Genomic DNA, 17,870 nt, shown 5'->3' on the forward strand with positions numbered 1-17,870 from the left:
GCCCACACTGTCGGTAGCGCGAGGCACGATGAAGGACATGAGTCACTGTCTGATCGTCCCGCCCCAGATCCTGCGTCGCCTGCTCGACAGCGACGAACCCGCGGTTGTCCGCGCCGCCGAACGCACCCTGGCGGTGAGTGGCACCATCGTCGGTCGCCGGTCGGTCCGCAGCTCCGGCCTGACCGGTTCGCCGGGTGCCGGCAACGCCGGGCTGATCCCGCAGGATCTGCGCCAACGAGCCGAGACCGCCCAGGAGCGTGAGCTGCCGTCGACGGCCCGCGACCGTAAACGGGCGCAGCAGAGCGCGGCCGCCACGTCATACAGCCCGAAGCGCACGATCTTCGATGCCAAGAACGGCACCGACCTGCCCGGCACCAAGGTGCGCGAGGAGGGAGATCCGGCCAGCAAGGATGAGTCGGTCAACGAGGCGTATGACGGGCTCGGCGACACCTTCGCGCTGTATGCGCAGGTCTACAACCGCGATTCGCTGGACGGCAAGGGTCTGCCGCTGCTCGCGACCGTCCACTACGACAAGGACTTCGACAACGCCTACTGGGACGGCGAGCAGATGGTCTTCGGCGACGGCGACGGCGTCTACTTCCGGTCGTTCACCGACTCGGTGGATGTCATCGGCCACGAGCTCACCCACGGATTCACCCAGTACACAGCGGGTTTCACCTATGTTGCCCAGTCCGGCGCCCTCAACGAGTCGGTGTCCGACTGCTTCGGGTCGATGGTCAAACAGCGCGTCAACAAGCAGAGCGCGGCCGACGCCGACTGGCTGATCGGGCAGGGGCTGTTCACCGACAAGGTCAAGGGCGTCGCGCTGCGGTCGATGAAGGCACCCGGCACGGCGTATGACGACCCGCATCTCGGCAAGGACCCGCAGCCGGCCGACATGGACGGCTACCAGGATCTGCCGCACGACGAGCAGAACGACAACGGTGGGGTGCACGTCAACTCCGGCATCCCCAACCGGGCGTTCTACCTGGCCGCCACCGGCATCGGCGGCAACTCGTGGGACGGAGCGGGCCGCATCTGGTACGACGTGATGACGGCCGGCAACCTGCCGAAAGACGTTGATTTCAAAGGATTCGCAGAGGCGACAATCAAATCTGCCGGGTCGATCTTCGGGGCCGGCAGCAACCAGGAGCAGGCGGTGCAGCAGGCCTGGGTCACGGTGAAGGTGCTGACCGGGTGAGCCGACTGTTCCGCGGCTGAATCCCAGGCCCCGGTCGGTCAGGTCGTCGCCGGCCGATCAGCGAGCATCTTCTTCATCTGGGCGATCTCGGCGGTCTGCGCGGTCTCAATCGCGCTCGCCAGCACGGTGACAGCGCGCACCTTGGTGCGGCCCTGCACGGCCTGCGCCATGTCCAGCCCGCCCTGGTGGTGCCTGATCATCAACTGCAGGAAGAGCCGGTCGGCCGCCTTCCCCTTCACGTCACGCAACTGTTGCAGTTGCGCCGGCGTCGCCATACCCGGCATGGCAGAACTCGTCTCGGGATTCGACGAACCTGGGGATGCGCTCGACGCGCCGCCCATCCGCATGCCTCCGTGGCCGCCGGCCATCCAGGCCATCGGCGGACGTGAGCCGGTCTGCGGCAGACCCCACACCTGCAACCAGCCGTACATCTGACCCATCTGCTGCTGCTGGCTGGTGATGATGTCGTAGGCCAGCGTGCGGATTGCCTCGTCGGACGTTTTGTCCCGGATGATGAACGACATCTCGACGGCCTGCTGATGGTGGGTCTGCATGTCCCGGGCGAACCCGGCTTCCACGCTGTTGTCCCCCGGCGTCGAGTTGCCCATCCGGTAGCCGATCAGCCCGCTCAACAGCACCGCGACAACGGCGGTGGCCGCGAGGACCGTGGTGAGTACGGCGCGCCGGTTGCCGCCGCGCTGTGGTTGCTCGTCGAGGTCGTCGGTGCCCTCGGCCCGGTCGTCGACCTCGTCGGGTTCGTCGGTCACGCCTGCTTGCCCGGAGCGTCCATGCCGCCGGTGCAGGCCGCGCCCGGCTCGGGGGTCTGCGGCCCGAGTCGGTAGGTCTTGATGAACTCCGGCAGCCGCTTGTCGTCGGCACCGGTCAGCGCCAGTTGCTTACCCCATGCGGTGATCACGACCGGGGCGGGCTGGGTCTTGATCGGCGACAGCAGGGTGTAGGTGTCCGGCAACGCGGCACGCAATTTGGCGACGTCGGCCGCCGAGGTGCCCTCCCGGTAGGTGACCCAGACCGCCCCGTGCTCGAGCGCGTGCACCGCGTTCTCGTTGGGCACCGGCTGGTTGTAGACACCACAGTTGAGCCAGACCGGGTTGTGTTCGCCGCCGACGGGCGGGGTTTGCGGGTAGCTCACCGGCGTCGTCACGTGCTGGCCGGCCTGCTCGGCATAACTCTTCACCGCAGCCAGGCTCGGCTTGGACTTCTGCTCGTTCACGACCACGAAGGCGCCGGCGCCGGCGACCGCGAGCGCCGCGACCACGGCTCCGCCCCAGATCAGGGCGCCCCGTCGCCGCTCCCCGGATCGCTGCTCCTTCTGCAGTCGCTGCAACTTGTCCTGCCGGGACGGCTCACTCACCGGGGTCTCCATATTTCTCGTGTGATGCCACTGCGGGCGGAGTGCATGCAGTCAACGGTGCGGAGCCCGTTGCGGTTCCCATGGCGACTCATGCGGTCAGCGCACGATGTCCGGGAGTCGACGGATGGCGAAGTAGCGGTCGTCGAGCTCCTCGATGCCGAACTGCCCGATCGGCACCTCCTCCAGCACCACGTCCTCGTCGAGCCCGAACGGATGGATGGTGGAGACGACCTCACGCACCTGCTCGCCGTCGCGGAGCACCCGGAAGGTGTTGGTCACCTCGACCCGGCCGCCTGAGACCGGATGCGCCTCGAACCAGCGCTGGTATTCCATCCGGCCCATCGTCGCCGACTGCACCAGCTCCCGCTCGACCGGCTTGTCGGGCACACCGCCATACGAACGGCTGAGCAGGATCGGCGCGCCGGGTGCCATCACCCTGGCCATCCGCCGCCAGAACGCGTCACGATCTCGGCCACCGAGGAAGTAGATGACGTTGAACAGCAGTGCGCCGCCGCACTGCTCAGGCAGCCACGCCTGCAGAATCGGCTCGGGCAGCACCGTGGTGCGCCCCCGGATGTCGTCACGTTCGGCGATGCGCAGCATCTGCAGCGAGCGCGACATGGGCTCCGGCTCCACCGACACGATCTCGGTGTCCGGGAAGCGCTCGGCGAGGGTGATCGTGGTCAGTCCGCTGCCGGACCCGATGTCGACCAGCGGCAGCTGTGGCAGGAAACCGGCCGCGTCCCACGGGATGCCGTGCACATAGTCGCGGGACGGGTCGACCGGCAGCCGCAGCACCTCCCCGAACTCCGCCCACACCTGATTGTCGTCGCGCGCCATGATCCAGAGCCCCGCGCCTAAAAGCCCAGCTTCGACAGCTGGTTGGGGTCACGCTGCCAGTCCTTGGCGATCTTCACGTGCAGATCGAGGAAGACCTTCTGCCCGAGCAGGTCCTCGATCGCGGTGCGCGCCCGCGTGCCGACGTCGCGCAACCGCGAGCCGCCGCGGCCGATGATGATCGCCTTCTGGCTGGAACGCTCGACGAAGATGTTCACCCGCACGTCCATCAGCGGCTTGTCGGCCGGCCGGCCCTCGCGCGGGAGCATCTCCTCCACGACGACCGCGATGCTGTGCGGCAGCTCGTCGCGCACGCCCTCGAGCGCGGCCTCCCGGACCAGCTCGGCGACCATCACGTCGTCGGGCTCGTCGGTGAGCACGCCGTCCGGGTAGAGCTTCGGCGACGCCGGCAGATACTTCATCAGCACGTCCCGCACGGTGTCGACCTGCTCGCCGTTGGTCGCCGAGCACGGCACGATCTCGTCCCAGTCGCCGAGTTGCTCGATCGCGACCAGGTGCTCGGCGAGGCGGTCCCGGTCGACCGTGTCGGACTTGGTGGCGATCGCCACCACCGGCCGCTTGCGCCCGCGCCGCAGCTCCTCGAGCTCCTTGGCGATGAACTGGTCCCCCGGCCCGATGCGCTGGTCGCACGGCAGGCAGAAGCCGATGACGTCGACGTCGAGCAAGGTCTCGCGGACCACGTCGTTGAGCCGCTGCCCGAGCAGGGTGCGCGGTTTGTGCAGGCCCGGCGTGTCGACCAGGATCAGCTGGGCGTCGTCGGTGGTGGCGATGCCGCGGATAGTGTGCCGGGTGGTCTGCGGCTTGTTGGAGGTAATCGCGACCTTCTGCCCGACGAGCGCGTTGGTCAGGGTCGACTTGCCCGCATTGGGGCGCCCCACCAGACACGCGAATCCCGCGCGGTACTCGCTCATTTGGCTGTCTCCTTCGCCGACTCCCGCCCATCCTGCTGTATGACGAGAGCCCGCGAGTGCTCGGCCTCCGGCGAGTCGTCCCGGGCGTCGCTCGCACCGGCATCCCCGATGCGCTCAACGGTCACGGTGGCGATCTGATGACGCCGCCCCGCCATACGCTCGGCAGTGAGGCGCAGTCCGGCGATCTCGCCGCTCGCGCCGGGGATCGGCACCCGGCCGACCAGCTTGGCGAGCAGGCCGCCGACCGTGTCGACATCGTCCTCGTCGATCGTCACGTCGAAGTGCTCGGCCAGGTCGTCGACCGCCATCCTGGCCGGCACCCGGGTGATGCCACCGTCGAGTTCCTCCACGCCGGGGGTGACCCGGTCGTACTCGTCGTCGATCTCGCCGACGACCTCCTCCACGATGTCCTCGAGCGTGACCAGGCCTGCGGTGCCACCGTATTCGTCGATCACGATCGCAAAGTGACGCCGAGCGGTCTGCATCTCACGCAGCAGGTCGTCGGCGGGTTTGCTGTCCGGCACGAAGGTGACGTCCCGCATCACCTCGGTGACCGGCTGGCGCAGCATCGCTTCGTGTCCGATGACCCGCTCCGCCACGTCCTTGAAGTACAGCGCGCCCTCGATGTCGTCGGGGCTGCCGTCGGTGACCGGCACCCGGGAAAAGCCCGAGCGCAGGAACAGCGACATCGCCTGCCCCAGGGTCTTGTCGCGGTCGATCGTGATCATGTCGGTGCGCGGCACCATCAGCTCGCGCGCGACAGTGGTGTCCAGCTCGAAGACGGACTGGATCATCTTCCGCTCATCATCCTCGATCAGCGCGGAATCCGTTGCCAAGTCGACGTATTCGCGAAGCTCGGCCTCCGAGTCGAAGGGACCGTCACGATAGCCCCGGCCCGGGGTCACCGCGTTGCCGAGCGCTACGAGCGCGCGCGCCACCGGACTGAGCACCCGATGCAGCCAGAGCACGCCGGGCGCGGTGGCGAGCGCAAAACCGATCGCATGCTGGCGACCGAGCGTGCGGGGCGACACCCCGACCAGCACGAACGACACCAGCGCCATCACCGCAATCGCGATCAGCAGCGCGATCCAGAAGCTGTCGAACGCCTCGCGCATCGCGAGGGTGACCAGCACCGCCGCAGTCGCCTCCGCGATGTTGCGCAGAAAGGTCAGCACCATCGCGACTGCCGAGCTGTCCTCGACCAGCTTGCCGAGCGGACCGGACCCACGCCGGCCCTCCTCGATCAGCGCGTCGGCGGAGTTGCGACCGATCCGGCTGAGGGCGGATTCGACTGCGGCAAAAGCGAACCCGAGGACCACCGCGACCAGCGCGGCGATGAGTAACGGCACCATCGAAGCGTCACTCCCCCGACGGCGGGCTGATGCTGACCGAACCTCCGGTGCGACCGCGGCCCGCCAGGAACGTCAACAGCAGCCGGCGCTGCAGCTCGAACATCTCGCGCCGCTCGTCGGGCTCGGCGTGGTCGAAGCCGAGCAGGTGCAGGATGCCGTGCACGGTCAGCAGCAGGAGCTCCTCCGCGGTGGTGTGTCCCGCCTCGGCCGCCTGTTTGGCAGCGACGGTCGGGCACAGCACGACGTCGCCGAGCATCCCCTCGACCGGTTCGTCACCGTCGGTGCCGGGTCGCAGCTCGTCCATCGGGAAGCTCATCACGTCCGTCGGGCCGGGCAGGTCCATCCACTGCTTGTGCAGCGTCTCCATGGCGGCCTCGTCGATGACCCCGACATAGAGGTCCACTCCCGGGTGCACCCGCATCTCGTGCAGCACGAAGGCGGCGCAGTCGTGCAGCTCGTCGAGGTCGACCGGGAAGTCGGTCTCGTTGAGCAGGTCGATGCTCACGAACGATCCCGCCGTTCGCCGCCGGATGCCCGGCTGGGGCCGGATCGTGCTGTGCGCGCATCGAATTCGTCATACGCGTCGACGATCGCGCTGACCAGCCGGTGCCGCACGACGTCGTGCGAGGTCAGCCGGGAGAAGTGCACGTCGTCGATGCCCTCGAGGATCTCCTGCACCACCCGCAGACCCGACTTGGTGCCGCCCGGCAGGTCGACCTGCGTGACGTCGCCGGTGACGACCATCTTGGAGCCGAAGCCGAGCCGGGTGAGGAACATCTTCATCTGCTCGGCCGTGGTGTTCTGCGCCTCGTCGAGGATGATGAAGGAGTCATTGATCGTCCGGCCCCGCATATACGCCAGCGGCGCCACCTCGACCGTGCCGCTGGCCATCAGCCGCGGGATCGAGTCGGGGTCGACCATGTCGTGCAGCGCGTCGTAGAGCGGCCGCAGGTAGGGGTCGATCTTGTCGTTGAGCGTGCCGGGCAGGAAGCCGAGCCGCTCGCCGGCCTCGACCGCCGGACGGGTCAGGATGATCCGATTGACCTCCTTGGCCTGCAACGCCGCGACCGCCTTGGCCATCGCCAGGTAGGTCTTGCCGGTGCCGGCCGGCCCGATGCCGAAGACGACGGTGTTCTTATCGATCGCGTCGACATACTCCTTCTGCCCCAACGTCTTCGGGCGGATGGTGCGCCCGCGGTTGCTCACGATGTTCATCGTCAGCACGTCGGCCGGACGCTCCCGGGTGCGGGCTCGCAGCATGCCGATCGAGCGCTCGACGGCGTCCCGATTGAGCGGCTGGCCGGCGTCGATGATCGTCAGCAACTCGTCGATCAACTCCTCGACGAGCGCCATATCGGCGGGCGGGCCGGCCAGGTGGAAGACGTTGCCCCGCACGTGGATCTGCAGCCGCGGGAAGGCCCGCTCCATCGTGCGCAACAACTCGTCGCGCGGCCCGAGCAGCGTGACCATCGCGATGTCGGGCGCGATCTCGACCGTGTGCTCGGCGCGCACGTCGCCTGCGGCCTGGGTAGGTGCGTCGGCTTCGCCCGGCGGGCCGCTCGTGGTGTCGTTCAACGCGCGGTGCAACTCGCCGGGCAGCGGATCATGATCGTCGCTTGTCATCGTCGCTCCAGTCTACGGGCGTATGACGCGGGCCTCGACCGAGTTAGCCCCGTCCACGACCCGCGACCCGGCGATCCCGCCCGCGAACGCCCAGATCCCCGCACCGAGCAGGAAGCACACCGCCATCCGGTCGCCGATCTGCGGCGCTGCGATATCGCCGGCGACCGCACCGAAGATGGCGACGCCGAGCGACGTACCGGTCTGGCGGGCGGCGTTGTTCAGGCCACCGGCTAGCCCGCTGTGTCCCGGGGCCGCAGCGACCGAGCCGGCGACCAGGGGCGCGACCAGCAGGCCGAGCGCGACCCCGGTGAGCACCATGCCGGGCACCAGCGGCCAGAACCGGTCCGGCTGCACCCCGACCGCGAGCGCCAGGCACAGCTCGCCGGCGATACCGACGCCGAAGCCGATGCGGATCAGCGTGCTGCCGCGCAGCCGGAGCATCCAGCGGCCGGCGAGCAGCGGCACGATCGTCAGCGGCACGAACGTCGGCAGGGTGAGCAGACCGGCAACCGGCGCACTGTGCCGCTGCACACCCTGCAGCAGGAAGGTGAGCACCAGGAGGGTGCCGTTGCCGACCAGGTTCATGCCCAGCGCACCGCCGCAGCAGCGCATCAGCCGGCTGCTGCGCCAGAGCTCGAGCGACACCATCGGGCGCGCGGCTCGCCGCTGCCGTATGACGAAAGCCGCGATCCCGACGGCCGCGCACGCGAGCAACCCCGCTGCGGTCGGCGACAGCCCGTCGCGCCCGAGGACGATCACGGCGGCGATCAGCGTCCCGAGCCAGACGATGGACAGCGCCGCACCCCACCAGTCGGCGCGTCGCCGCACGCCGTGGCCGGCGGGCAGCAGCCGCGCACCGGCGAGCGCGGCGGCGATCACCGGCAGGTTGACCGCGAAGACCGGCCGCCAACCGCCGACGCCGACCAGCGCGCCGCCGGCGAGCGGACCCACCGCGACGGCCGACCCCGAGATGCCCGACCAGATCGCGATCGCACGGGCGCGCTGCCCGGCGTCGGCCCAGATCGCGCTGATGAGGGCGAGGCTCGCCGGCAGCATCGCCGCCGCACCGACTCCCTGAATCACCCTGCCACACAATAAGATCGGCAGGGTGGGAGCGATCGCACAACCCAATGAGCCGATGCCGAAACCGACCAGACCGGCCGTGAAGCAGCGTCGCGGCGCGACCCGGTCGGCCAATGCACCCGCAGTGAGCAGCAACGCCGCCAGCGGCACCGTGTAACTGTCGACGACGCCCTGCGCGCCGGCCGTGCCGCCGCCGAGGTCGCGGTCGATGCTGGGCAGTGCGACGTTGACCGCGGAGACGTCGAGCAGCACCAGGAACATCGCCGCGCACAGGACGATCAGGGGCGCCCGGGGTGTGAGCGGTTGAGGTCGAAGGGTCGTTCGGGGCGTGGCTGCCGTCATACGACCGATCGTGGGTGGGTGAACCTTCGGTGGCCGCCGAAGCGATCCCGGGCGAGGATGGGCCCATGATCGAGAGCACCCGCGCTGACGAGGGCGACGTGTCGCCGATCGCGGCGATGTTCGCCGACCGGGCTCGTGCCCGGATGATCGCCGCCCTCATTGACGGGCGCCGATTGCCCGCGTCCCGGCTCGCGGCGGAGGCGGGCGTGAGTGCGGCGACCGCAAGCGGTCACCTGCGCAAGCTGCTCGACCATCGCCTGGTCCGGGTGGAGACCAGCGGCCGGCACCGCTACTACTACCTGGCGAGCGCGCAGGTCGCCGCCGCGTTCGAGGCGCTGGTTGCGATGACACCACTGCCGCCGGTCACCTCGCTGCGCCAGGGCACCAGGTTGCAACGGCTGCGGACCGCGCGCACCTGCTACGACCATTTCGCCGGCCGGCTCGGGGTGTCGCTCACCGATGCGCTCATCGCCGACGGGGTGCTCCGGGCCCTGGACGGCACCGGCGACACCCGGCGGCGCGACGGCGACCGACTGTCTGCGCCGATCGAGCAACCGGCCTTCGAGCTCGGCCCGCAGGCGGCGACCGCGCTGGAGGCTTGGGGCGTCGACCTGGAGCAGGTGCAGAGCGCGAGCCGGCCCGTGCTGCGCTTCTGCCTCGATTGGACAGAGCAGCGGCATCATCTGTCCGGCGGCCTTGGTGCGGCCATCCTGCGGACCGCGCGCGACAACGACTGGGTCCGTCCCGGCCCCCGACCCCGCGAGCTATCCATCACCGATGCCGGCACCGCCGCATTCGCAGGATTGGCACCGCAACTCGCCGGTTAGGCCCACTCCCGCGACAGGAGTATGGCGAGGGCCGCGGGCCCGGCACTGGACGCGCGCAGCACGGTCGGCCCGAGCCGGGCGGTCACCGCCCCTACGCCCTCGAAGGCGCTGAGCTCGTCCGGTGCAATGCCCCCTTCCGGGCCGACCACGAGCAGAACCTCTCCCTCCACCGGGAGGGTGACATCGCGCAGGGGCCGGGTCGCCTCCTCGTGCAGCACGACGACCGCCGCCGCAGCGCGCGCCCGCTCGGTCGCGCCGCTGCCGGACACGACAGCTTCCACCGTCGGCACGGTCGGCCGCCTGGACTGTTTGCTCGCCGCGTGCACCAGCGACTCCCACTTGCGCCGAGCCTTCTTCGCTTTGTCGCCGCGCCACTGCACGATGCTGCGGGCGGCCTGCCACGGCACGACGCCGTCCACGCCGAGCTCCGTCGCGGACTCGATCGCCTGCTCGTCTCGGCCACCCTTGGCGAGAGCCTGCATCAGCACGAATCGCCGTGCTGCAGTGTCGTTTTCGTTGATCTGGGTGACCTGCACGGCCAGCTCGTCCCGGCCTGCCGAGACGACCTCGCCCACCGCGACCCGGCCGGACCCGTCGGCGACCTGCACCGTTTCGCCGACACCGATGCGTCGCACCACGGCGGCGTGTCGGGCCTCGTCGCCGGTGACCCGCACGACGTCACCGACCCCGACGCCCTCCAGGGAGCCGGGGTCGGTGAAGAAGAGCGGAGCGGTCACTTGGCCTGGAAGGCATCGCGCAGCTTGCCGAACAGTCCCTTCTCAACACGGCCGAACCGCGCCTCGGGCCGCTCCTCACCGCGCTCCTTGGCGAGTTGACGCAGCAACTCCTCCTGCTGCGGGTCGAGCCTGGTGGGCACCCGCACGTTGGCGTGCACCATCAGGTCGCCACGCTGCTGGGTGCGCAGGTGGGTCACCCCGAGGCCACGCAGGGTGATGACGTCACCGGGTTGGGTGCCTGGCTCGATCGCGACGTCCTGCGTGCCGTCGAAGGTTTCGAGCGGCAGTGAGGTGCCCAAGGCCGCTGCGGTCATGGGGAGTTCGACCGAGCAGTGCAGGTCGTCTCCTTGCCGCTGGAACATCTGGTGCTTGCGCACCCGCACCTCGACGTAAAGGTCGCCGGCCGGGCCTCCCCCAGGACCGACCTCGCCCTCGCCGGTCAACTGGATGCGCGTGCCGCTGTCGACACCGGCCGGCACCTTGACCGAGATCGTACGGCGGTCGCGGACCCGGCCCTCGCCGGAGCAATTGAAGCAGGGGTCGTCGATGATGTCGCCATAACCGCGGCACGCCTGGCAGGCGCGGGCGGTCATCACCTGACCGAGGAACGATCGCTGCACCTGCTGCACCTGGCCGGAGCCGTGGCAGATCTCGCAGGTGTGTCGTCCGGTGCCGGGTCGCGCGCCGTCGCCGTGACAGACGTTGCAGACCACCGCGGTGTCGAAGGTCAGCTCCTCGGCGCCGCCGAAAACGGCGGTGCCCAGCTCGATCTCGACACCGATCAGCGCATCCTGTCCACGCTGCTGGCGGGAGCGCGGACCGGCGCCGCCGGCGGCGGTGCCGCCGAAGAACGCGTCCATGATGTCGCTGAACGAGAAGCCCTGGCCGAAGCCGGCTGCTCCCGCGGCACCGGCGTAGGGGTCGCTGCCCATGTCGAACGCACGTCGCTTCTCCGGATCACCCAGCACGTCATACGCCTGAGAGATCTTCTTGAACTGGTCGGATGCCTCCTCCGACGGGTTCACGTCGGGGTGCAACTTGCGTGCCAGCTTGCGGTAGGCACGCTTGATCTCTTCCTGGGTGGCATTCTGTGCGACACCGAGGTCACCGTAGTAGTCGTTCACGAAAGTCCTTGAGACGTAAGGTTATTGGTTGAGTATGTCGGTGACGTAGCGAGCGACCGCCCGCACCGCCGCCATGGTCGTGGGGTAATCCATCCGGGTCGGACCAAGCACACCGAGGCCGGCCACGCTGCCGGCGGTGTAGGACGTGGTGACGACCGAGGTACCGGTGAGGCCGGCGACGGTGTTCTCCGCCCCGATCCGCACCGAGACGCCGTCGGCGATCTGCTGCCCGTCCATCTGGGCGAGTAACCGCAGCAGGACCACGTGCTCCTCGAGTGCCTCCAGCACCGGGCCGATCGTCATCGGGAAGTCGCTGCTGGAGCGCGCCAGGTTGGCGGTGCCGGCGAGCATCACGCGCTCCTCGCGCTCCTCGGCCAGCACCCCGGCAACGTCCCGCACCAAAGCGGCGTGCACGTCACGCTCGACGCCGGACGCACCGCCGATGAGTTCGTCAGCCCACTCGCGCAGCGCTGCGGCCGCTGACGTGCGACGACGGCCGGTGCTGCGTTCGTTGATCGTGCTGCGCACGTCCCCGATGAGGGTCTCGCCCTCGGCGACGGTGAGCGCACGACGCAGGTCCAGCACCCGCTGCTCGACCTGGCCGGTGGACAGGATGATCACCAGCATCACCTTGTCCGCGGCCATCGTGACCAGCTCGAGGTGCCGGACCGTGGCGGTGTTGAGCGACGGATACTGCATGACCGCCGCTTGACCGGTCAGCGACGACAGCAGCCGCGTGGTGCGCGAAATCACATCGTCGAGGTCGACCGACTGTCCCAGGAAGGTGCGGATCGCGGTGCGTTCGGCCCGAGAAAGCGGCTTCATCTCGCTGAGCTTGTCGACGAACATCCGGTAGCCCGCGTCGGTCGGGATGCGACCCGCCGAGGTGTGCGGTGCGGCGATCAGCCCATCGTCCTCCAGCGCCGCCATGTCGTTGCGCACGGTGGCCGCGCTGACGCCCAATTTGTGCCGCTCGAGCAGCGCCTTCGAGCCCACCGGCTCCGAGGTCGACACGAAGTCCTGCACGATCGCGCGCAGCACTTCGAGCCTGCGGTCCTCGCTCATGTCCACCTCCCACGGTTTCGTCGTCAACCTGCAACGTTCATTGGCACTCAGGTATGCCGAGTGCCAAGTCTACGTGCTCGGGCGTCGTTCCCCGGAATGCGACGGGCGGCGCACTAGTGTTTGGGCGCGTGAACGACAGATACGGCGCCGACGTGCTCTCCGGTGACTGGAAGGCGCCACCGCGCGGACGCTCCCAGCAGATCCCGGCCGAGCGCGACCTGGTCGTCGAGGAAGTCGAGACCGGCTGGTGCGGTGCGATCGTCGGGGTCGAGAAGGCCGGCGGCATGCGCGTGGTCCAGCTCGAGGACCGGCACGGCAAGGTGCGGGCCTTCCCCCTGGGCCCGGGCTTCCTGATCGACGGCGCGCCGGTCGAGCTCGTCCCCCCGGTCTCCCCCGACGCCGGCAAACTCGCGGCCGCACGCGAGGCCGCGAGTCGGACCGCCAGCGGGTCGCGCGCGGTCACCGACGCCCCCGCGCGCGTCGCCCGCGGGTCGCGCATCTTCGTCGAGGGTCGGCACGACGCCGAGTTGGTGGAGAAGGTGTGGGGCGCCGACCTGCGCGTCGAGGGAGTGGTCGTCGAGCAACTCGACGGTGTGGACGACCTGCGCGCGGTCATCCGCGACTTCGCGCCGACCGCGGACCGCCGCATGGGGGTGCTCGTGGACCATCTGGTGCCCGGCACCAAGGAGCAGCGCATCGTCGACGAGGCTCTCGCCATACCGGAGGCACGTGAGGACGTGCTCGTCCTCGGTCATCCGTATGTCGACGTGTGGCAGTCGGTCCGGCCCGAGCGCCTCGGCTGGCAGCAGTGGCCGGTCATCCCGCGCGGAACGTCTTGGAAACACGGCATACTCGCCGAGCTCGGCTGGCCGCACGCCACTCAGGCCGATGTCGCGCAGGGCTGGAAGCGCATCCTCGGCACCGTGCGCACCTATGCCGACCTGCAGCCCGAGCTCCTCGGCCGCGTCGAGGAACTCATCGACTTCGTCACCGCGAACGGCTGACCGCCCGATGACCGATGCGGGGCTCTCGGCCGAGCTCGTTGCCGTGGTGATGGCCGTCGACCGCGGCCGGCCGTTCGTGGTCGCGAGCGGCGAGCCGCCGGCACTGCCGGCCGGGCCGCTCCGCGCGGACGAGGAGTCGCTGCAGGCCGGTGTGCGCGAATTTGCGCGCGAACACATGGGATTCGAGCTCGGGTATGTCGAGCAGCTCTACACGTTCGCCGACCTCGGCCGCTCCACCGACGGCCGCCGGGTGATCTCGATCTCTTATCTCGGCCTCACGCGGGCGGAGATCTCCGGTAGTGAGCGACCGACCGACTGGTCGGCGCTCTACGACCTGCTGCCGTGGGAGGACCGGCGTCACCTCGAGTCGGGCACCGGCAGCGACCGGCTCGGCGAGGAGATCGAGGCAGCGCTGCAGCGGTGGTCCGGCGACGACGGCGACCGGCTCGAACGCTGCCGCTTCCTCTTCGGTTACGACGAACGGGTATGGCGCCCGGACCTCGCACTGCAGCGCTACGAACTTCTCTGGGAAACCGGTCTTGTTGCCGAATCTCCATGCGCTGCAAAGATTTCGGCGCTGACCGCCGGGCCGATGGTCAATGACCACCGCCGAATCCTGGCCACCGGCCTCTCCCGCCTTCGAGCCAAGCTGCAATACCGTCCCGTGGTCTTCGAGTTGATGCCCGAAGTCTTCACCCTCGGCGAGTTGCAGGAAACCGTCGAGGCGATCGCCGGGCAGTCGGTGCACAAGCAGAACTTCCGGCGCGCGGTCGAGGTGCAGCACGAGCTCGTCGAACCCACCGGCGACGTCTCGCACGACACCGGCGGGCGTCCGGCCAAGCTCTACCGGTTCCGCCGCTCGGTGCGGCAGGAGCGCGATCAGGTGGGCACCAAGTTGCCGATCCCACGCGCCGCCCGCTGACATCCCACGCCCCGACAGCACCACCGGCGACCGGTGTTATGCTCACTTCCAGCAAATACTCATTTCGAGCATTTGATCTCCGACGAAGGAGCGCCATGAGCATCACGCAGGACCGCCCGGCGTACGACCACGCTGCGGCATACGAGGCCGTCCGGCACATCATCCCCGAGGTGGAATGGGCGATGTATGCCGAGGACATCGAGGCCATCCACCGGCTCAAGCAAGAGCAGGACGCGGTCATCCTGGCGCACAACTACATGACGCCCGAGGTGTTCCACGGGGTGGCCGACATCCGCGGAGACTCGCTCGCGCTGGCCCGGGAGGCGCAGGACGTCGAGGCGGGCACCATCGTGCTGGCCGGGGTGCACTTCATGGCCGAGACCGCCAAGCTGCTCAACCCGGCCAAGCGAGTGCTGCTGCCCGACCTGCGCTCGGGCTGCTCGCTCGCCGAGAGCATCACCCCCGCGGACATCGCCGCGCTACGCGCCCAGCACCCGGGTGCCCCGGTGGTCACCTACGTCAACACCTCGGCGGCAGTGAAGGCGGCGAGCGACATCTGCTGCACGTCGGGCAATGCCGTGGCGGTGATCCAATCCCTTGGCGTCGACAAGGTGATCATGATCCCGGACCAGTACCTCGCGCGGAACATCGCGGCGCTCACCGGCGTCGAGGTCATCACCCACCCTGGGGCGTGCGAAGTGCACGAGCGCTTCACCCCGCTCGACATCGTCGACATCCGTCAGGGGCACCCCGGCGTGACCGTGCTGGCGCATCCCGAATGCCCGCCCGACGTTGTCGCCGAGTCCGATTTCGCCGGTTCGACCGCCGACATGCAGCGGTATGTCGAGACGCAGCGCCCCGCGAAAGTCGCTCTGATCACTGAGTGTTCGATGAGCGACAACATCGCCGCGGATCACCCGGACCTGGAGTTTGTGCGGCCGTGCAACCTGTGCCCGCACATGAAACGCAACACTCTCGGCGCGATCCGCGCCGCCCTGGAGACCGGTGGTCCGGAGATCCAGGTGGACCCGGCGGTCGCCGAGCCGGCGCGTCGCGCCATTGACAAGATGCTGGCAGCCACCCCGCGGGTGAAGTGATGGAGCGCCGAGTGATGGCACGTCGCCCCCTCGTGGTCATCGGGTCGGGCCTGGCCGGTCTGACCTGCGCCTGGGCCTCGGATCCGCAGGGTTGCATCCTGCTCACCGCCGGCGTTCTCACCGATGGCGCCGCGAGCATGTGGGCGCAGGGCGGCATCGCGGCGGCCCTCTCCCCCGACGACAGCACCGCGTTGCACGCCGAGGACACCTGGCGAGCGGGGGCGTTCGCGGGCGATCGTGCGGTCATCGACCGCATCACCGGAGTGGCTCCCGAGGTCGTGCGTCTGCTCGTCGAGCTCGAGGTGCCGTTCGACCGCGCACCGGACGGCAGCATCGACCTGGCCCTCGAGGGCGGCCACAGCCGGTCGCGCGTCGCGCACGCCGGAGACCACTCGGGTGCCGCGGTGACCACCGCGATGGCCCGTGCGGTTCGGGCCGCACCTCACGTCGAGGTCCGCGAGCACCACACCGTGACGCGGCTGCTCGCCGATGCGTCCGGCGCCGTCTGTGGCGTCGAGGTACGCCGGCGCGACGGCAGCCTTGAGGTGATCGAGACGGACCGGGTCGTGCTCGCGACCGGCGGCATGGGCGGTCTCTGGGCGCACACGACGAACCCGACGACCGCGCTCGGCCAGGGCGTCGCGCTGGCGGCGCGAGTGGGCGCCCGCACCGACGACCTGCATCTGGTGCAGTTCCACCCCACTGCTCTCGATGTCGCCGCCGATCCGATGCCACTGCTGACCGAGGCACTTCGAGGTGCCGGCGCGAAGCTGGTCTCCGACGGCGCGCGCTTCGTGGACGAGCTGCAGCCGCGTGACGTGGTCGCTGCCGCCGTCTGGGAGCAACTCACCGAAGGTCGGACCGTGCGCCTCGATGCGCGCGGAATCAACCGAGTGGCAACGCGATTCCCCGCTGTCGCCGAGCTGACCGCCGCATCCGGACTCGACCTCACCCGCGACCTATTGCCGGTGCGGCCGGCGCTGCACTATTCGATGGGTGGAGTCACCGTGGACGACACGGGCCGTTCATCGGTACCCGGTTTGTGGGCGGTCGGCGAGGTGTCGCGCACTGGCCTGCACGGCGCAAACCGGTTGGCCTCCAACTCATTGCTCGAGGCCGTCGTCACCGGTCGTGCCGCAGCTGCGGATGCGATCACCTGGACGGGGGTGTGGCGCGGATCGGTCCGGCCGGCCGACCCGGCAACTGTTCGCACGCGCACCTGCACGGCCGCCCCCGCCGCCAGTCGGCCGCTACCACTCGCACAGGTGCGCGAGACGCTCGACAGCGCATGTGGCGTGCTGCGCGACGGCCCGACCTTGCAAGCAGCGGTGGACTGCCTGGAGCCCCATGTCGGCGACGACGCGGCGTATGTCGCCTGGCTCATCGCTCGTTCTGCGCTCGCCCACCCGCTCAGTGTCGGAGCCCACCGCCGCACCGACAATGTTCTTCCGGAAGGAGTCTCTGCATGAACGACGCGGATCTGCAACGCGTGGTCGACACCGCACTCACCGAGGACCTCGGACTCTCGGGCGACATCACCACCCTCGCGACGGTCCCCCCGGACGCGACCGGCACGGCATACGTCGTCAGCCGTGAGGACGGTGTGCTCTCCGGGGTGGAGGCATTCGACGAGGTGTTCCGCACCGTCGATCCGTCGGTGCGCGTGGACTGGTCGCGCGGTGCCGGCGACGAGCTGGCGCCGGACGACGTCGTCGCAACCGTCACCGGGTCGGCGCGGTCGATCCTCACCGCCGAGCGCAGCGGGCTCAACCTGCTCGGGCACCTGACCGGGATTGCCTCCCGCACAGCGGGATTCGTGCGTCTCGTCGACGGCACCGGTGCGCGCATCGCCGACACTCGCAAGACGACGCCGGGTTTGCGCGCGCTCGAGAAGCGGGCGGTGGTCGACGGCGGTGGCGCCAATCATCGCTTCGGTCTTTTCGACGCCATCCTGGTGAAGGACAACCACATCGGGCTCGGGGGTGGTCTGACGCCGGTGTTGGAGCGCCTTGCCGAGCACGTCAGACACGTCGTGCGGGTGGAGATCGAGGTCGACACGCTCGACCAGTTGCGCGAGGTGCTGGCCTTCGACGCGGCCCGCCTGGATGAGGGCAAACAGCCAGTCGTGCATGCGGTGTTGCTGGACAACATGGTGCCCATGCAGATCGCCGAAGGCGTCGAGCTCGTGCGCAGCCACGGCGCCCCGGTCATGGTTGAAGTGTCGGGCGGGGTGAACGAGCGCACCGTTCGTGAGCTCGCGGAGGCCGGCCCGGATCTGATCTCGATCGGCGCCCTCACACACAGTGTGCGCTGTCACGACTTCGGGCTCGACCTGCGCAGCTGACCAAGCTG

At 69.4% G+C, this 17,870-nt stretch carries 18 protein-coding genes; 7 read left to right on the forward strand and 11 right to left on the reverse strand.

Translation table 11 applies throughout. The features are described 5' to 3' along the window. Positions 1-37: 37 nt before the first annotated feature. Positions 38-1,201, forward strand: coding sequence for a M4 family metallopeptidase (locus tag N2M23_RS17470; RefSeq protein ID WP_265447251.1), 1,164 nt, complete (start codon positions 38-40; stop codon positions 1,199-1,201). Positions 1,202-1,239: 38 nt separating this feature from the next. Here the strand turns inward: N2M23_RS17470 and N2M23_RS17475 are convergent, their stop codons facing one another. From N2M23_RS17475 to N2M23_RS17510, 8 genes are all read right to left on the reverse strand, one after another. Continuing rightward, positions 1,240-1,968: a DUF305 domain-containing protein gene (locus N2M23_RS17475; RefSeq protein WP_265447252.1), complete on the reverse strand. Its 729-nt coding sequence runs from the start codon at positions 1,966-1,968 to the stop codon at positions 1,240-1,242. Next, positions 1,965-2,573: a DUF3105 domain-containing protein gene (locus tag N2M23_RS17480; protein WP_265447254.1), complete on the reverse strand. Its 609-nt coding sequence runs from the start codon at positions 2,571-2,573 to the stop codon at positions 1,965-1,967. Before N2M23_RS17480 ends, N2M23_RS17475 begins: the two co-directional genes overlap by 4 nt. A 96-nt stretch (positions 2,574-2,669) precedes the next feature. Next, the gene (locus N2M23_RS17485; protein ID WP_265447256.1) at positions 2,670-3,413 is read right to left on the reverse strand and encodes a class I SAM-dependent methyltransferase; all 744 of its coding nucleotides are present in this window, start codon (positions 3,411-3,413) and stop codon (positions 2,670-2,672) included. Between the two features lie 17 nt (positions 3,414-3,430). Then, positions 3,431-4,342, reverse strand: a complete 912-nt coding sequence (gene era, locus N2M23_RS17490) for a GTPase Era (RefSeq protein ID WP_265447258.1) — start codon at positions 4,340-4,342, stop codon at positions 3,431-3,433. After that, complete coding sequence (locus tag N2M23_RS17495) at positions 4,339-5,694, reverse strand: hemolysin family protein (protein WP_265447260.1); 1,356 nt, start codon at positions 5,692-5,694, stop codon at positions 4,339-4,341. The genes era and N2M23_RS17495 overlap by 4 nt, the downstream gene beginning before the upstream one ends. Positions 5,695-5,701: 7 nt before the next feature. Next, positions 5,702-6,199, reverse strand: a complete 498-nt coding sequence (gene ybeY, locus N2M23_RS17500; RefSeq protein WP_265447261.1) for an rRNA maturation RNase YbeY — start codon at positions 6,197-6,199, stop codon at positions 5,702-5,704. After that, on the reverse strand, positions 6,196-7,317 hold the full coding sequence (locus tag N2M23_RS17505) for a PhoH family protein (RefSeq protein ID WP_265447263.1): 1,122 nt from the start codon (positions 7,315-7,317) through the stop codon (positions 6,196-6,198). Before N2M23_RS17505 ends, ybeY begins: the two co-directional genes overlap by 4 nt. Positions 7,318-7,329: 12 nt before the next feature. Continuing rightward, positions 7,330-8,742 carry an MFS transporter gene (locus N2M23_RS17510; protein ID WP_265447264.1) on the reverse strand — a complete coding sequence of 471 codons (1,413 nt, stop codon included), beginning with the start codon at positions 8,740-8,742 and terminating at the stop codon, positions 7,330-7,332. 65 nt (positions 8,743-8,807) lie between these two features. On the opposite strand from N2M23_RS17510, the gene N2M23_RS17515 reads away from it, so the two are divergent. After that, a complete protein-coding gene (locus N2M23_RS17515) occupies positions 8,808-9,569 on the forward strand; it encodes an ArsR/SmtB family transcription factor (protein WP_265447265.1) in 762 nt (253 codons plus the stop codon). On the opposite strand, the gene N2M23_RS17520 is transcribed toward N2M23_RS17515, so the two are convergent. The 3 genes from N2M23_RS17520 to hrcA are packed head-to-tail and all read right to left on the reverse strand — an operon-like array spanning position 9,566 to position 12,495. After that, a complete protein-coding gene (locus N2M23_RS17520; RefSeq protein ID WP_265447267.1) occupies positions 9,566-10,306 on the reverse strand; it encodes a 16S rRNA (uracil(1498)-N(3))-methyltransferase in 741 nt (246 codons plus the stop codon). The genes N2M23_RS17515 and N2M23_RS17520 overlap by 4 nt on opposite strands. Continuing rightward, positions 10,303-11,430, reverse strand: coding sequence for a molecular chaperone DnaJ (gene dnaJ, locus N2M23_RS17525; RefSeq protein WP_265447269.1), 1,128 nt, complete (start codon positions 11,428-11,430; stop codon positions 10,303-10,305). The genes N2M23_RS17520 and dnaJ overlap by 4 nt, the downstream gene beginning before the upstream one ends. 21 nt (positions 11,431-11,451) lie before the next feature. Beyond that, on the reverse strand, positions 11,452-12,495 hold the full coding sequence (hrcA, locus tag N2M23_RS17530; protein ID WP_265447270.1) for a heat-inducible transcriptional repressor HrcA: 1,044 nt from the start codon (positions 12,493-12,495) through the stop codon (positions 11,452-11,454). A gap of 128 nt (positions 12,496-12,623) precedes the next feature. Here hrcA and N2M23_RS17535 point away from each other — a divergent pair, with 128 nt between their 5' ends. The 5 genes from N2M23_RS17535 to nadC all read left to right on the forward strand — a co-directional run bounded on the left by N2M23_RS17535 (position 12,624) and on the right by nadC (position 17,862). Beyond that, positions 12,624-13,499, forward strand: a complete 876-nt coding sequence (locus N2M23_RS17535; RefSeq protein ID WP_265447272.1) for a DUF3097 domain-containing protein — start codon at positions 12,624-12,626, stop codon at positions 13,497-13,499. Positions 13,500-13,506: 7 nt separating this feature from the next. Then, positions 13,507-14,421, forward strand: coding sequence for an NUDIX hydrolase (locus N2M23_RS17540; protein ID WP_265447274.1), 915 nt, complete (start codon positions 13,507-13,509; stop codon positions 14,419-14,421). A 95-nt stretch (positions 14,422-14,516) separates the two neighbouring features. Next, positions 14,517-15,518: a quinolinate synthase NadA gene (nadA, locus tag N2M23_RS17545; RefSeq protein ID WP_265447275.1), complete on the forward strand. Its 1,002-nt coding sequence runs from the start codon at positions 14,517-14,519 to the stop codon at positions 15,516-15,518. A 14-nt stretch (positions 15,519-15,532) separates the two neighbouring features. Continuing rightward, on the forward strand, positions 15,533-16,987 hold the full coding sequence (locus N2M23_RS17550; protein ID WP_265447277.1) for an L-aspartate oxidase: 1,455 nt from the start codon (positions 15,533-15,535) through the stop codon (positions 16,985-16,987). Next, positions 16,984-17,862 carry a carboxylating nicotinate-nucleotide diphosphorylase gene (gene nadC, locus N2M23_RS17555; protein WP_265447278.1) on the forward strand — a complete coding sequence of 293 codons (879 nt, stop codon included), beginning with the start codon at positions 16,984-16,986 and terminating at the stop codon, positions 17,860-17,862. Before N2M23_RS17550 ends, nadC begins: the two co-directional genes overlap by 4 nt. Positions 17,863-17,870: the final 8 nt, after the last annotated feature.

Source organism: Flexivirga meconopsidis (assembly GCF_026162425.1).
In the GTDB taxonomy this organism is placed as follows: domain Bacteria; phylum Actinomycetota; class Actinomycetes; order Actinomycetales; family Dermatophilaceae; genus Flexivirga; species Flexivirga meconopsidis.